The organism is Nocardiopsis sp. FIRDI 009 (assembly GCF_003386285.1).
Classification (GTDB): Bacteria; Actinomycetota; Actinomycetes; order Streptosporangiales; family Streptosporangiaceae; genus Nocardiopsis.
The window spans coordinates 135,166-149,020 of the sequence record NZ_QPNC01000009.1 but is presented as its reverse complement, the minus strand read 5'-3'; the positions used below and the strand labels follow the sequence as shown (position 1 = coordinate 149,020).

Genomic DNA, 13,855 nt, shown 5'->3' with positions numbered 1-13,855 from the left:
ACATCGACGCGGGGATATCGACAGTATGGGGTGATTCACCTCATATTCAAGACATGAAGCACACCGATGCGCGAAACCGTCCGGTTCCTCCACTCCCCTCGACGGAGCCGGTGCGCCTCGTGGACCGGCACGGCCACCGTGTGAGTCACTCCTCCTTCACCGCTCCCGACCACACCAGGCTCGCCGACCTCCACCGGGCGATGGTCATCGGCCGCCGCTTCAACCAGCAGGCCAGCACGCTCGCCCGCCAGGGCCGCCTCGCCGTCTACCCGTCGTCGACGGGGCAGGAGGCGGCACAGGTCGGCGGCGTGCTGGCCCTGGGCGACCAGGACTGGCTCTTCCCCACCTACCGCGACAGCGTCGCCCTGGTCACGCACGGCGTCGACCCCGTGGAGACGCTGACCCTCTTCCGCGGCGACTGGCACTCCGGGTACGACCCGCACCGCTACCGCTGCGCTCCCCAGTGCACGCCGCTGGCCACCAACGCCTCCCACGCCGTCGGCCTCACCTACGCGGCCCGGCGCAAGGGGCGGGACGTGGCGGCGCTCGCGATCATGGGCGACGGCGCCACCAGCGAGGGCGACGCCCACGAGGCCTACAACTTCGCCGCCGTGTGGAACACCCCCGTGGTGTTCCTCGTGCAGAACAACCACTGGGCGATCAGCGTGCCCCTGCACGCGCAGACCGCCGCCCCCACCCTCGCTCACAAGGCCGTCGGCTACGGGATGCGCGGCTACCACGTCGACGGCAACGACGCCGCGGCCGTGTACGCCGTGGTCTCCCACGCCCTGGCGGAGGCGCGGGCCGGGGGCGGACCGGCGATCGTCGAGGCCCTCACCTACCGCGTGGACCCGCACACCAACTCCGACGCCCCCCAGCGCTACCGGGACGAGGCGGAGGTGGCGTACTGGACCGCACGCGATCCCCTCACCCGGATGGCGGCGCTCATCCGCCGGGAGGGCGTGCTCGGCGACGAGGAGGAGACCGAACGGGCGCTGGCCGCCTTCGACGCCGAGGCGGAGAAGGTGGCCGCGGCGGTGCGCGACCGGTTGGCCGGCGAGGACGAACTCGACCCCGCGTCCCTGTTCGGCGACGTCTACGCCGAGGTCCCACCGCTACTCCGCGAGGAGAGACAGGAACTGGTGGACGGGCTACGGGAGACCTGAATGACGCGTACACCCCCCACTCCCCCAGCCCCCGCCGAGGTCTCGATGGGCGCCGCCCTCAACCGGGCGCTGCGCGACGCCGCCGCCGAGGACCCCGACGTCGTCGTCTACGGCGAGGACGTCGGCGCGCTCGGCGGGGTCTTCCGGGTCACCGACGGACTCAGCCGCGAGTTCGGCGCCGAGCGCGTCTTCGACTCACCCCTGGCCGAGTCCGGCATCATCGGCACCGCCATCGGCATGGCGATGTACGGTCTGCGCCCGGTCGTGGAGATGCAGTTCGACGCCTTCGCCTACCCGGCCTTCGAGCAGGTCGTCTCCCACCTGGCCAAGATGCGCAACCGGACTCGGGGAGCCGTGGCCCTGCCCGTCGTCGTCCGCGTGCCCTACGGCGGCGGGATCGGCGGGGTCGAGCACCACAGCGACTCCTCGGAGGCGTACTACACGCACACACCCGGACTGCGGGTGGTGACGCCGGGCACCCCCGCCGACGCCTACTCGATGCTGCGTGAGGCCATCGCGTGCGACGACCCCGTGGTCTTCCTGGAGCCCAAGCGCCGCTACTGGTCCAAGGAGGCCGTCGAACTCCCGGTGCGCACCGAGCCGATGGAGCGGTCCGTGGTACGGCGGGCGGGCGATGACGCGACCCTCGTCGTCTACGGCCCCATGGTGGAGACCGCCCTGGAGGCGGCCGCGGTCGCCGCGGAGGAGGGCCGTTCCCTGGAGGTGGTGGACCTGCGCCAGCTCAGTCCGTGGGACGACTCGGTGGTGACGGCGTCGGTGCGCCGCACCGGCCGCGCGGTCGTGGTCCACGAGGCGTCGGTGTTCGGCGGTTACGGGGCGGAGGTCGCCGCGCGGGTCGGCGAGCGCTGCTTCCACTACCTGGAGGCGCCGGTGCTGCGGGTCGGCGGCCTGGACGTGCCCTACCCCCCGCCCAAGATGGAACACCTCCACCTGCCCGGGGTCGACCGGATCCTGGCGGCCGTGGACCGCCTCCAGTGGGAGTCCGAGTGGGTGGCGGACGCCGAAGGGCCGGGGGTGGGCGGATGAGCGGGACGCGGTCGTTCGCGCTGCCCGACCTCGGTGAGGGACTGACCGAGGCCGAGATCCTGACCTGGCTGGTGGCGGTGGGCGACGAGGTCGCCGTCGACCAGCCCGTGGTCGAGGTGGAGACCGCCAAGGCCGCGGTCGAGGTGCCGTGCCCGTACGCGGGCACGGTGACCGAACTGCATGGCGCGGTGGGTGAGGTGGTCGCGGTCGGCGCGCCCCTCATCACCGTCGCACAGACCACCGTGCCGAACGCGCGGGAGGGCTCCGACCCCGTCGGCGGCAACGGGGCCGCCGGGGAATCCGCGGGTTCGGGCGCCGTCCTGGTGGGCTACGGCACGGGAAGGGGTGCGCCGACCACGCGTCGGCGCGCCCGTGGGACGGGCGGGTCGCCAGGGTCAACGGGGACCGGCGGCCCGCCCACTCCCCCGTACGCGCCGGGAACCGGGCGTACGAGGGTGGTGTCGCCGCTGGTGCGGCGTCTGGCCCGGGAACACGGGATCGACGTGTCGGCGGTCCGCGGCACCGGGGAGGGCGGGCTGGTGCTGCGCAGGGACGTGGCGGCCCTGATCTCCGGCGCTGGTGCGGGCGCCGGGGCCGACGGCCCGGACAGCCGTGAGCGGCGGACGGACCCGCCGGGCACGCGCCGGGAGCCGCTGCGCGGCGCCCACCGGTCGATGGCCCGGGGGTTGGAGCGGTCACGGCGGGAGATCCCCGAGGCGACGGTGTGGGTGGACGCCGACGCGACCGGGCTGGTGGAGCTGCGCCGGGAGCTGAACGAGGCGGAGCCGGACCGGCCGGTGAGCGTCCTGGCTCTGGTGGCGCGGTTCGCGCTCCTGGGCCTGGCGCGGTTCCCCGAACTGAACGCCCACTTCGACACCGCCCGCGACGAGGTGGTGCGCTTCGACCCCGTGCACCTGGGGTTCGCCGCGCAGACGCCGCGTGGGCTGGTGGTTCCGGTCGTGCGGGACGCCGACCGCCTGACCACCCGGGGCCTGTCGGCCCGCCTGGGTGAGACCGCTGAGGCGGCCCGGTCGGGCGGGTTGGGCCCCGAGGCGCTGCGCGGTGGGACGTTCACCGTCAACAACTACGGCGTGTTCGGGGTGGACGGGTCGGCCGCCATCATCAACCACCCGGAGGCGGCGATCCTCGGGCTGGGCCGGATCGTCCGTCGCCCGTGGGTGGTCGGCGACGCCGTGGTGCCCAGGCCGGTCACCGAGCTCACCCTCACCTTCGACCACCGGGTGTGCGACGGAGGCGTCGCGGGCGGGTTCCTGCGCTTCGTCGCCGACTGCGTGGAACGGCCGGGGCTGCTCATCGGGGACGTCTAGGTTTCCCTGGGCCGGCCTCCCCCGGGGCCACGGCGGGCACGGGTTCGGGCGCCGCCAGGGGCTGCACGAGGAGGCGGGCCGCGAGCGAGGAACGGGCGACAGGCGCCGCCGAGGAGGAGGCGTCCCCGGCCGCAGGGGCGCCCGAGTACGGGCCGAAGCGCAGCGCGGCCCGAGCCGGGCACGGCGAAGGGGCCGCGGTCGACCGCGGCCCCTTCGCGACCCTCGTCGCCGGGAGGTCCTCCGACTACTTGCGGCGCAGTCGGTCGACCAGGGAGGCCAGGGCGTGGCGGCCGGAACTCATGGCCAGCAGGCCCCTGCCCTCGCCGTCGGCCGCACCCGCGTGGGCGCCGGACGGACGGCGGGTCCAGGCGAAGAACAGGGCGATGAGGACGGCCGGGATCAGGGCCAGGGTGAGCAGGCCCGTGGCGCCCAGGGCGCCGTCGGCACCGGTCAGCTCCATGGCGGACAGGTCGTTGGCCGCGGTCTGCGCGGTCACGCCGGAGTCGTCGCCGTCCTGCCCGCCGGCCGCGGCGGCCTGCTCGGACTGGTCCTCGTGCTCCTCGTCCGACGTGGACTCGGCGGCGTCGGCGGAGTCCTTGGCGGGCTCCTCCTTCTTCGCCTCCTCCTCGGCCTTGGCGGGCTCGGACTCCGGCTCCTCCTCGGCCTTGGCCGGCTCGGGCAGCGGGGAGACCGCGTCCTCACACGGGTTGTCGGGCTGCTGGAAGGGGTGGGGGGCACCCGGGGTGCCGTGGCCGTCGCCCCACTCGGTGATGTAGTACTCGACCTCGGCGTGGCCGTTGCCGCCGCTGACGGTCAGGGTGGTCTCGTTGAAGGTCTCACCGGTCATCTCGGCGAAGGTCTTGCCGTCGATGTCGAGCAGTACGTCGCAGTCGTAGGAGGGGACGCCCGGACCGCGGTCGCCGATGAAGAACTCGTATTCCTCACCCTCGTAGACGATGTAACCCTCGGTTCCCAGAGGCCAACTCGGGCTGGAGAACAGGCCCTTCTGCATGGGCTCACCGGAGGCGGGGGCACCCGTGTCCCCGTTGATTCCGGAACCGTCGTCCCAGAAGTAGGTGGCGGTGACGTGGCCGTGCTGAATCGGAGTCTCGTTGCTCATGAAGAAATAGCCAGGTAGGCGACAGGGCCGAGAAGACCGTGGGCATGACGCCCCCGGCACACGGGCGCACTCGGGGCACACCCGTGTCAGGGCGTCATGGCGTGGGACTCCCGCGTCGCCGACGGCGAAGGCGGGCGGGAACAGGGGCGCCGATGGGCTCGGCGCTCCGGAGGGCCGACACGTGGTTTCGTGCTGCCCGGTTCCCGGAAGAGGGTCTCGATTCCCTTGCGGCGCTCAGCCGTACAAGGGCTCGGCATCGGCTCGTCGATGTTCATCACGAACCGATCACGAGCGACACTAACCCACGCTTCGGTAAAGTACCGAAGGATCGCGGGTAAAATGACGCGTCGTAGTCGGAGGCAAACAACGCGAAACAGGGTAAAAAGCGGCCGAGAGGCGCCGGAACGCCTGTTTCACAGGCGCTTTCGCACTTCTTGACCGCCCTTCGGAGACCGCGTCCGTGGCTGGCGCCACACTCTGATGGCACCGGCTCTCACCTGCACAAACATCGAAGCAACAGTGTTTACCAACCAGTAGTGCGCATTCCGCGCGGCAACGCGGATCACCCCCGATCACGCCGACGGCGCGCCCGTGTGGCAAAGACCATGTAACCCCGACCTGTGTCCCGGGTCACCCCGCACTCCGCCTCCGAAAAGGCCGATGCCCCGGAAGGACCGCGGTCCTTCCGGGGCATCGGGAAACGTCCGCCAGAGGGCGGTTCAGGTCACCTGGGCGCGCTGGGCGAAGCGCTCCTGACGCCACTGGCCGGTCCGCACGACCTCCACGAGGGCGGTGGCGGCGTCGAAGACGTCCACGTACCGCAGGTAAAGCGGGGTGAACCCGAACCGCATGACGTCGGGGGCGCGGAAGTCGCCGATCACCCCGCGCTCGATCAGCGCCTGCACGATCGGGTACCCCGAGCCCTCCTCCGGCTGGAGCAGCGCCACCTGACTCCCGCGTCGCCCGTGCTCCAGGGGGGTGGCCGACACGAGTCCCGCCTCCCCGGTCACCCGCAGGAACAGGTCGGTCATCGCCAGGCTCTTGGCGCGTACCAGGTCCATGTCGGCCTTGGCCCACACGTCCAGGCTCGCCTCCAAGGCCGCGTCGGCCACGAGCGGCTGCGAGCCGCTGAGGAAGCGGGACACCCCGGGCGCGGGCTCGTAGTCGCCGGTGAAGTCGAACGGGCGCGCGTGCCCGTGCCAGCCGCTGATCGGCTGGTCGGCGACCGCGTGGTGGCGGCGGGCGGCGTACAGGAAGGCGGGGGCGCCCGGTCCGGCGTTGAGGTACTTGTAGGTGCAGCCGACGGCGAAGTCCGCGCCGCAGTCGGACAGGTCGATCGGCACCGCGCCCACGCTGTGGCACAGGTCCCACACGACCAGGGCGCCGTGCTCGTGGGCCAGGCGCGTGATGCCCGGCATGTCCCGCAGGGTTCCGGTGCGGTAGTCCACGTGGCTGAGCAGCACGACCGCCACGTCGCCCGCGGCGAGCGCCTCGGCCAGTTCGGGGCCGTCGGGGTCGATCCGGCGCTGGGTGGCCCCGGCGAGCCCGACCGCGCCCTCCGTGACGTACAGGTCGGTGGGGAAGTTGCCCGCCTCACCGAGCACGACGGAGCGGTCGGACATGCGCAGGGCCGCGATGACGACCTTGAACAGGTTGGCCGAGACGCCGTCGCCGACGACTACCTCGTCGGGGTCGGCCCCGACCAGCGGGGCGACCTTGGCGCCCAGCGTGCGCGGCTTGTCCCACCAGCCCGCGGTGTTCCAGCTCCGGATGAGGTCCCGGCCCCACTCGCGTTCGATCATGTCGGCGACGCGTCCGGGGGTGGACCTGGGGAGCGCCCCCAGCGAGTTGCCGTCCAGGTAGATCACCCCCTCGGGGAGGACGAACTCCTCGCGGAGGGGGGCGAGGGGGTCGGCCGCGTCGAGGGCGGTGCACTCCTCGCGGGTGGTGGGCGTCATCGGTTCCTGCCTTCTGGTGGTGCCGGTGTTCAGATGGTGTTCCGGAGCGACCACAGCTCCGGGAAGACGTCCTGCTCGACGTTGCGCGCGAGCCACGTGAGGCCGTTGGAGCCGCCGCTGCCGGGCTTGGCCCCCATGGTGCGCTTGACGGCCATGAGGTGGGCGTGACGCCACCGGGTCACCCGCTCGGCGACGTCGAGCAGCGCCTCGGCCAGCAGGAACAGGTCGTTGCCGGGCTGGTCGTCGCGGTACACCTCGGCCCAGGCGTGTTCGACCTCGGGGCTGGGTTCGTAGTCGGCGGTCCAGTCGCGCTCGGCGCGGTCCTCGGGCACCGGGAGGCCGCGGCGGCGCAGCAGGCGCAGCGCCGCGTCGTACAGGCTCGGTCCCTCCAGCAGTCGGGTCAGCTCGGCGACCACCCCGGCCATCGCCTTGTGCGGGCGGATCATCGCCGCGGACTTGTTCCCGAGCAGGAACTCCAGCTTGCGGTAGCCGTAGGACTGGAAGCCGGAGGCCTCCCCGAAGGCGGGGCGGAACCGGTTGAACTCGGTCGGCGTCATGTCGGCGAGCAGGCCCCAGGAGGAGTTGAGCACGTCCTGGGCGTTGCACGCCCGGCGCAGCCACGCGACCGCCCCGGGGGCGTCGTCGGCCTCCAGGGCGTCCCGGGCCGCCTCCCAGCGCTCCTGCACCAGGGTGAACAGCAGCTCCATGACCTGGGTGCTGATGATGAACGCGGACTCGGCGGGCTCGTCGGTGCGCGTGTTCTGGAGGCTGAGGAGGGTGTCCACGCCGACGTAGTCGACATAGGGGGTGGTGCGCTCGAAGGCGAGGTTCGGGCCACCGCCCGCCTCGGCTCCGTCGTCGTCACCGCCCGGCATGTAGGGACACTGTTGGGCGGTCGTGGAGAGCATGGGAACCCCTCGTCGGTGCTGTGTCGTCTTCCGAGGCGTCCCCGTGGCGAGCGAGGGGAGGGCCCCGCGCGGTCCACGGTGACGCTGACTCACATGATCGTCCACGGAAGGCGGCCGAAGGAATGGGTGACGACGCCACAAGTCGGGCGTTGACCTAGTATCCATAACGGAAAAGACATTCCTACTTTGGGATCGCAAACCGTGACTTCGAGACTGGCAACCCCGCTGGACAGCGTTGACCAGCGGATACTGGCCGAGCTGCAACAGGACGGACGGCTGTCCTTCAACGAGCTGTCCCGCCGGGTCAACCTGTCGGCCCCGGCCGTGGCCGACCGCGTCCGCCGCCTCACCGACCGCGGCGTGATCACCGGCTACCACGCGCACGTGGACCCGGCCGCGGCCGGGCTCCCGGTGACGGCGCTGGTGCGGATGGAGTGCTTCGGCGCGCACTGCCTGCTGCGCGAACCCACCGCCCTGGACCTGCCGGAGATCCTCCAGGTGCACCGGGTGACCGGGGACGCCTGCTGCGTCCTGTTCATCGCGGTGCGGTCCATGGAGCACTTCGAGGAGGTCATCGACCGCCTGGCCGAACACGGCCGCCCCTCCAGCACCATGGTCCTCTCCAGCCCCGTGCCCTGGCGGGCCGTGACCGCGCCGCGCACCTCATGAGCGTCCTCATCGACACGCCCGTGTGGCCCGGGCCGCGCGGCTGGCTCTTCGCCCACCTGGTCAGCGACCGCTCCTACGACGAACTGCACGCCTTCGCCCGCGCACTCGGGGTGAGCCCCCGCGCCTTCGACCGCGACCACTACGACGTCCCCGAGCACCTGCACGCGCGGGCGGTGGAACTGGGCGCCGAGCACGTCAGCGGACGGGAACTCGTCACCCGACTGCGCGCCTCGGGCCTGCGGCGGCGTCGGACCTCGCGCGGCGGCGACCGCGTCTGACCTCGCCGCGCCCCCGGGCCCGTCCCGTGGCCGCCCGCCCAGGGGGCACCGTTCGGACGGCCGAACACGGACCACGGCGCGGCGGAGGCCCTCCCGTCACCCGCCCCACCGAACTCCCGGGTCAGCGCACCCAGGTCACAGGGGCGGCGGCTCCACCACCTCGGCGGACTCCAGACGCCCGATCTCGGCGTCGATGTTGGCCCGGGCCCGCTCCTCCCAGTGGGCGCGGCCGTACGGCGTGGCGTACAGGTGCGGGGCGTCCCTCAGGGAACGCAGCACCGACAGCCGCCCCTCCCGGAAGAGCCGGTCGGGCACCCGGCGGTACTCCGCGCGCACGGCCGCCGTGTAGGCCAGGTACTCGTCGGGGGCCGCGGCCAGCACCGCCAGGTCCGCGTCGCACAGGACCGCGCCGTCGGCGTCCCCCGGCTCGGTCCGGTGGTCGGCGGTCAGCTCCACCAACCGCACGACCTCGCGGACCCGCGCGGGATCAACGCCCAGCCCGGTCAGCAGCCGCTCGGCCAGGCGCGCGCTCTCGCGCTCGTCCTCCCCCGGGCGTCCCTCGTACACGGCGTCGTGGAACCAGACCGCGTACCGCACGGCGTCCGGGTCGTCGGCCTGGTCCGCCAGGAGGTCGACGGCCCGGAGCGTCTCCCACAGGTGCGTCAGCGTGTGGTACCTGCGGTGCTCCTCGCCCCACCGGCCGAGCAGCTCGTCGCCCACCGCCGCGGCCTCGGGGCCCCGCCCCGCCAGCTCCCGCCAGGCCGCCCGCAGCGGCGCCAGCTCCACGCCCCCGTTCGGTCCGGGGGCGTCGTCAGGGGTCCTCGTGCTCACCATGCCCCGAGTATTCCCCACATCCGCCGACCGCACCGCCTCCGGGGGCACGGTGAGGGGGATCAGGTGTCGACCGCCTCCGGGAGCCCGGCCTCGTGGGCCAGGATCGCCGCCTGCACGCGGTTGCGCAGTCCCAGGCGGTTGAGGATCGCGCTCACGTAGCTCTTCACCGTGCCCTCCACCAGGAACAGGCGCCGGGCGATGTCGGCGTTGGACAGTCCCGCGCCGACCAGCGCGAGCACCTCCCTCTCCCGGTCGGTGAGTTCCTCGACCCTGGCCAGGGCGGCCGCCTCCCGGGCGGCGCGACCGCCTCCGTAGTGCGCGATCACCTGCCGGGCCACCCGGGGCGACAGGTAGGCGCCGCCCTCGGCCACGGCGTGCACCCCGGCGATGAGCTCACGCGGGTCGCCCGCCTTGAGCAGGAACCCGGCGGCGCCGTCACCCAGGGCCCGGGAGACGTACCCGTCCTCGCCGAAGGTGGTGAGGACGGCCACCGCCGTGTCGGGCGCCACCCTGCGGATCTCCGCGGTGGCCGCCAGCCCGTCCATACGCGGCATGCGGATGTCCAGCAGGACGACGTCGGGGCGGTGGGAGAGCACCAGATCCACGGCCTCACGCCCGTCGGCGGCCTCCGCGACCACCTCGATCCCCGGATCGCTCTGCACGATGGCGCGCACGCCCGCGCGGATCATCGTCTCGTCGTCGGCGATCAGCACCCGGATCACGGCCGGTCTCCTCCTCGTGGTCGGTCGGCGCGCGCGGGTCCGCGCACGCGGTTCGGGCCCCTGCGGGGCCCTTCAGTCGATGGTGGCGGTTCCCGCGCGGACCACGCGGCCGTCGCGGAAGCACACCTGGTGGAGGACGGCCTCCGGATCCAGCAGCGGCGAACCGTCGTGGTAGTACGCGCACTCGGCGCCCTCGGGTTCGCGGTAGAGTCCTCGTTCCACCGCGGTCAGCCGCAGCGAGTCGGCCGGGAGGTGGCGCTCGGCCTCCTCGCGGGTGTCGCCGACCGAGATCCGCGCCAGGTCCTCGGGCGGCAGGACCTGTTCCTCCGGGGTCAGCGACATCGGTCCCACCGACACGATCACGCCCACCACCAGGAGGGTGACGGGCAGGGCCGCCAGTGCCACGGTCCACCCGCGGAACCTGCGGCGGGCCGCCCGTTGCAGCCGGTCGATGTCGTCCGACCGCTCGTGCTCGGTGTCCTGGGCCGAGACGACCGGGAGCGCGTCCCCGAGCGGCAGGGTCGCGGCCACCTCCCACCCGCCGCCGCGCGGTCCGGCGGTGAAGGACCCTCCGGCCACCCGGACGCGCTCACGCAGTCCGATCAGGCCCCGGCCGCCGCCCTCGGGGGTCTCCGGCAGGACACCGACCGGAGGGGCGTTGGTGATCCGCACCTCCAGGGCCGTGTCGCCCGCGCCGAGCCACACGGTGACCGAGGCGTCCGGAGCGTACTTGGCGGCGTTGGTCAGCGCCTCCTGGACCACCCGGTGCGCGGCCCGGCCGACCATCGGCGGCAGGTCGGACACGTCACCGTCGCGTACGAGCATGACGCGCATACCGGAGTCGCGGGCCCGCTCGACCAGCGCGGGCACGCCCTCGTCCGCGGGGATCATGGGCGCGGGTTCGGCGTCGGCGCGCAGGACGCCGATGATCTCGCGCAGGTGTGTGGTGGCGTTGACCGCGTCGGCCCGCAGTTCGGCGACGGCGCGGCGGTGCTCGTCGGACAGGTCCGGCGTGACCTCCAACGCCCCGGCGCGCAGGGCGATGAGGCTGAGCTCGTGGCCGAGGGAGTCGTGCATGTCCTGGGCGATCCGCGAGCGTTCGCGCAGCCGGACCTGTTCCGCCGTCAGCCGGTGCTCGCGCTGGATGTGGCGTGCGTGCTCCCACCCGGCCGCGGTCAGCGCCGCGTGCTGGCGCCGGTAGACGCCGATCAGCCACGGCAGGACGAGGGAGAAGACCAGGGTGACGACGGTGAACGTCCAGGCGTTGACGTCGCGTGACCACACCGTGGCCAGGACTGCCAACCAGACCGCGGTACCGGCGGCGAAGACGGTGACCGCGGGCCACAGGGTCGGGGAACGGCGCCCGAGGAGGAAGGCGGCGCAGAGCACCAGGAATCCCAGGGTGATCGACACCAGGCTCCCGAGCAGGGCCACAATCACCGCGAGGACGGGGTACAGGCGGGTGAGCACGATGACCAGCAGCCCGACCGCGAACAGGGCCGTGTGGAGGAGGAGGGCCGGGGCGGGGTCGGCGTCGCCCCGGGTCCACGCCACGGAGCCCTCCAGGACCAGGCCGACGGCGACCAGGGCGGCGAGGACGGCGTCGCGCGTGAGCGCGCGCCGGTTCGGCCAGTCGGGCAGCGGCCGCAGGGCGTGGCGCAGGGCCCGAAGCGGCTCGGAGAAGCGCATGGGGACGAACCTACACAGTCATCCCGCAGGGGACGGAACCAGCGAAAGTCAGAGGTTCACACCACCTTCGTCACGTCGGTGACGTGCGACGGGCGCACGGATCCACGAGATTCGCCCCAAAACGGCCATATCATGGGATGAATTTTGGCCTTCTCGACGATTGTCAGCTTTCGACCGCCATGCTGCAATCCGTAGGGGAATCACCACGCCGAAGGCGACAGTCGAGGGTGCCCAACCCCACCGCGGAGCGGCCCTCGGGCGGTGGTGGGCGACGGGCGGGCAGGGACAGGGAGCGGATGTCACCACTGGAAACGCTGCGACGCATGGACGCGATCGCCGGCTGGCCGCTGCTGACCGCCACGTTCCTGGCCCGACTCCCCGTCTCCATGGCCCTCATCGGCCTGCTGACCCTGGTCGCCTCCGCCACCGGCAGCGTGGCCGTGGCCGGGATCGTCAGCGGCGCCTTCGCGTTGGGCGAGACCGTGGGCGGACCCCTCATCGCGCGCTTCGCCGACCGGCACGGGCAGCGGCGGCCGGTCCTGGTCACCGCACTCGTGGACGCCGTCCTCATCGGTCTGCTCGTGGCGGCGGTCGCCGCGGACCGCTCACCCGCCGTCCTGACCGTGCTCGCCGCCCTGTCCGGCCTGTGCATGCCCCAGATCGGCCCCATGGCCCGCACCCGGTGGGTGGGCCTCATCCGGGCGGCCGACCCGCGCGCGACCGACCGCGAGCGCTCCCTGGCGGCGGCGATGTCGGTCGAGGGCGTGCTGGACGAGGCCGCCTTCGTCCTGGGCCCGGCCCTGGTCGGCGTGCTCACCGTCACCCTCTCCCCCTCGGCCAGCGTCCTGGGCGCCGCCGTGCTCATCGGGGTGTTCGGGACCGTGTTCGCGCTGCACCCGACCGCTCCGCCGGGAACCCCGCCGGCACGGGGCGCGGGCGGCCGGATCGCCACCCCCGCCCTCATGGTGATCGCCGCCCCCATGTTCTGCCAGGGCCTGTTCTTCGGCGGCATGTCCACCGGGGTGACCGCGTTCGCCACCGACTCCGGCCACGGCGACCTGTCCGGGCTGATGTACGCCCTCCAGGGTTCCAGCAGCGCGGTCGCCGGCCTCCTGATGGCGTCCCTGCCCGTCGCGTTCACCCTGCCCGCACGGGTCCGGGTCGCCGCGGGCGCGCTGTTCCTGCTCACGTTCCCGCTCTACCTGGCGGACGGGGCCGTCGCCCTCTCCGTGGCCATCCTGGCGCTCGGCGTGGCGATCGGACCACACCTGGTGAGCCTGTTCGGGCTGATCGAGCGGGCCGCACCGCCGAGTCGGATGTCACAGTCGATGGCGCTCATCCTGAGCTTCCTCATCCTGGGCCAGTCGGCGGGGTCGGTGGTGGCCGGATCGCTCGCCGACGCCTACGGCCACCAGGGGGCGTTCGCCCTGGCCACCGCGGGCGCGCTCGTCGCCGTCGCGGTCAACACGCTGGTGATGCGGAGCCGTTGGTACGCGCGCAGGGAGGAGGCCGCGCCCGCCGACCCCCGGGAGGGGATCTCCGCGACACTCGGGCCCGATGGCACGTGACCCTCGGAACATCGTGTGTTAAGCACGCGTTAAGGCGTGGCAGGGCACCATCCGATCGGCCCTAGGCTCGATGACCGTGCTCGATCTACTGACCACCATGAAACCCGGGTCCAGCCGACGGCGAAGAGAGGTCAAGGTGCCCCAGATCTGTGGACTCGCCCGCGTCACCCTCTCCGTCCGCGACCGTGACGAGAGCGTGCGCTTCTACCGCTCGGTCCTGGGGTTCAAGGAACTGCGCAGCGAGGACGAGAACGGCACCCTGCGCACCGAGTGCCGCCACTCCTGCGGGTTCCTTCTGGACCTGGTCCAGCACCGGGACAACTTCAAGGGGAAGTTCGACCACCGCCGTTGCGGCCTCGACCGCCTCGTCCTCCGGGTGAGCAACCTGGGTGAGCTGGAGGCGTGGGAGGACCGGTTCACCAGGTTGGACGTCGAGCACACCCCCGCCAGCCACGACGCCGACGGCTCCACCCTGGTCTTCTTCGACCCCGACGGCACCGAGCTGGCGCTCTTCGCCCCTGCCGAGATCGACGACGACGAGGACTGAGCCGCCCCGCCTCCGGGCCGA

Annotated in this window: 13 protein-coding genes; 7 read left to right on the top strand and 6 right to left on the bottom strand. The window is 72.8% G+C overall.

Translation table 11 applies throughout. The features are described 5' to 3' along the window. The first annotated feature begins 53 nt into the window (after nt 1–53). The 3 genes from DVR05_RS07375 to DVR05_RS07365 are packed head-to-tail and all read left to right on the top strand — an operon-like array spanning nt 54 to nt 3,541. Entirely contained in the window at nt 54–1,166 is a 1,113-nt protein-coding gene (locus DVR05_RS07375; RefSeq protein WP_116245064.1) for a thiamine pyrophosphate-dependent enzyme, read from the top strand. Then, complete coding sequence (locus DVR05_RS07370) at nt 1,167–2,213, top strand: alpha-ketoacid dehydrogenase subunit beta (RefSeq protein WP_116245063.1); 1,047 nt, start codon at nt 1,167–1,169, stop codon at nt 2,211–2,213. Further along, nucleotides 2,210–3,541 carry a dihydrolipoamide acetyltransferase family protein gene (locus DVR05_RS07365; protein ID WP_116245062.1) on the top strand — a complete coding sequence of 444 codons (1,332 nt, stop codon included), beginning with the start codon at nt 2,210–2,212 and terminating at the stop codon, nt 3,539–3,541. Before DVR05_RS07370 ends, DVR05_RS07365 begins: the two co-directional genes overlap by 4 nt. A 244-nt stretch (nt 3,542–3,785) precedes the next feature. Here the strand turns inward: DVR05_RS07365 and DVR05_RS07360 are convergent, their stop codons facing one another. From DVR05_RS07360 to DVR05_RS07350, 3 genes are all read right to left on the bottom strand, one after another. Beyond that, nucleotides 3,786–4,661 carry a hypothetical protein gene (locus DVR05_RS07360; RefSeq protein WP_116245061.1) on the bottom strand — a complete coding sequence of 292 codons (876 nt, stop codon included), beginning with the start codon at nt 4,659–4,661 and terminating at the stop codon, nt 3,786–3,788. Between the two features lie 719 nt (nt 4,662–5,380). Continuing rightward, a complete protein-coding gene (kynU, locus tag DVR05_RS07355) occupies nt 5,381–6,619 on the bottom strand; it encodes a kynureninase (protein ID WP_116245060.1) in 1,239 nt (412 codons plus the stop codon). Nucleotides 6,620–6,648: 29 nt separating this feature from the next. Then, entirely contained in the window at nt 6,649–7,527 is an 879-nt protein-coding gene (locus tag DVR05_RS07350) for a tryptophan 2,3-dioxygenase (protein ID WP_116245059.1), read from the bottom strand. A 201-nt stretch (nt 7,528–7,728) separates the two neighbouring features. On the opposite strand from DVR05_RS07350, the gene DVR05_RS07345 reads away from it, so the two are divergent. After that, complete coding sequence (locus tag DVR05_RS07345; RefSeq protein WP_116245058.1) at nt 7,729–8,196, top strand: Lrp/AsnC family transcriptional regulator; 468 nt, start codon at nt 7,729–7,731, stop codon at nt 8,194–8,196. Continuing rightward, a complete protein-coding gene (locus tag DVR05_RS07340) occupies nt 8,193–8,474 on the top strand; it encodes a DUF4031 domain-containing protein (protein ID WP_116245057.1) in 282 nt (93 codons plus the stop codon). The genes DVR05_RS07345 and DVR05_RS07340 overlap by 4 nt, the downstream gene beginning before the upstream one ends. A 135-nt stretch (nt 8,475–8,609) precedes the next feature. Here DVR05_RS07340 and DVR05_RS07335 read toward each other — a convergent pair whose 3' ends face one another. From DVR05_RS07335 to DVR05_RS07325, 3 genes are all read right to left on the bottom strand, one after another. Next, nucleotides 8,610–9,308: a metal-dependent phosphohydrolase gene (locus DVR05_RS07335; RefSeq protein ID WP_232832027.1), complete on the bottom strand. Its 699-nt coding sequence runs from the start codon at nt 9,306–9,308 to the stop codon at nt 8,610–8,612. A gap of 59 nt (nt 9,309–9,367) precedes the next feature. Further along, nucleotides 9,368–10,030, bottom strand: a complete 663-nt coding sequence (locus DVR05_RS07330) for a response regulator transcription factor (protein ID WP_116245056.1) — start codon at nt 10,028–10,030, stop codon at nt 9,368–9,370. Between the two features lie 72 nt (nt 10,031–10,102). Further along, nucleotides 10,103–11,719 (bottom strand): sensor histidine kinase, encoded by a 1,617-nt coding sequence (locus DVR05_RS07325; protein WP_116245055.1) that lies wholly within the window; start codon nt 11,717–11,719, stop codon nt 10,103–10,105. Between the two features lie 296 nt (nt 11,720–12,015). Here DVR05_RS07325 and DVR05_RS07320 point away from each other — a divergent pair, with 296 nt between their 5' ends. Together DVR05_RS07320 and DVR05_RS07315 are read left to right on the top strand one after the other, a co-directional pair. Further along, nucleotides 12,016–13,287 carry an MFS transporter gene (locus tag DVR05_RS07320; RefSeq protein WP_116245054.1) on the top strand — a complete coding sequence of 424 codons (1,272 nt, stop codon included), beginning with the start codon at nt 12,016–12,018 and terminating at the stop codon, nt 13,285–13,287. Between the two features lie 70 nt (nt 13,288–13,357). After that, nucleotides 13,358–13,834, top strand: a complete 477-nt coding sequence (locus tag DVR05_RS07315; RefSeq protein WP_116245053.1) for a VOC family protein — start codon at nt 13,358–13,360, stop codon at nt 13,832–13,834. Nucleotides 13,835–13,855: the final 21 nt, after the last annotated feature.

Excerpts from the sequence above, each read along its gene's own strand:
- DVR05_RS07375 (WP_116245064.1), top strand. The coding sequence starts at position 54 with ATGAAGCACACCGATGCGCGAAACCGTCCGGTTCCTCCACTCCCCTCG.
- DVR05_RS07370 (WP_116245063.1), top strand. The coding sequence starts at position 1,167 with ATGACGCGTACACCCCCCACTCCCCCAGCCCCCGCCGAGGTCTCGATG.
- DVR05_RS07365 (WP_116245062.1), top strand. The coding sequence starts at position 2,210 with ATGAGCGGGACGCGGTCGTTCGCGCTGCCCGACCTCGGTGAGGGACTG.
- DVR05_RS07360 (WP_116245061.1), bottom strand. The coding sequence starts at position 4,661 with ATGAGCAACGAGACTCCGATTCAGCACGGCCACGTCACCGCCACCTAC.
- kynU (WP_116245060.1), bottom strand. The coding sequence starts at position 6,619 with ATGACGCCCACCACCCGCGAGGAGTGCACCGCCCTCGACGCGGCCGAC.
- DVR05_RS07350 (WP_116245059.1), bottom strand. The coding sequence starts at position 7,527 with ATGCTCTCCACGACCGCCCAACAGTGTCCCTACATGCCGGGCGGTGAC.
- DVR05_RS07340 (WP_116245057.1), top strand. The coding sequence starts at position 8,193 with ATGAGCGTCCTCATCGACACGCCCGTGTGGCCCGGGCCGCGCGGCTGG.
- DVR05_RS07335 (WP_232832027.1), bottom strand. The coding sequence starts at position 9,308 with ATGGTGAGCACGAGGACCCCTGACGACGCCCCCGGACCGAACGGGGGC.
- DVR05_RS07325 (WP_116245055.1), bottom strand. The coding sequence starts at position 11,719 with ATGCGCTTCTCCGAGCCGCTTCGGGCCCTGCGCCACGCCCTGCGGCCG.
- DVR05_RS07320 (WP_116245054.1), top strand. The coding sequence starts at position 12,016 with ATGTCACCACTGGAAACGCTGCGACGCATGGACGCGATCGCCGGCTGG.
- DVR05_RS07315 (WP_116245053.1), top strand. The coding sequence starts at position 13,358 with ATGACCGTGCTCGATCTACTGACCACCATGAAACCCGGGTCCAGCCGA.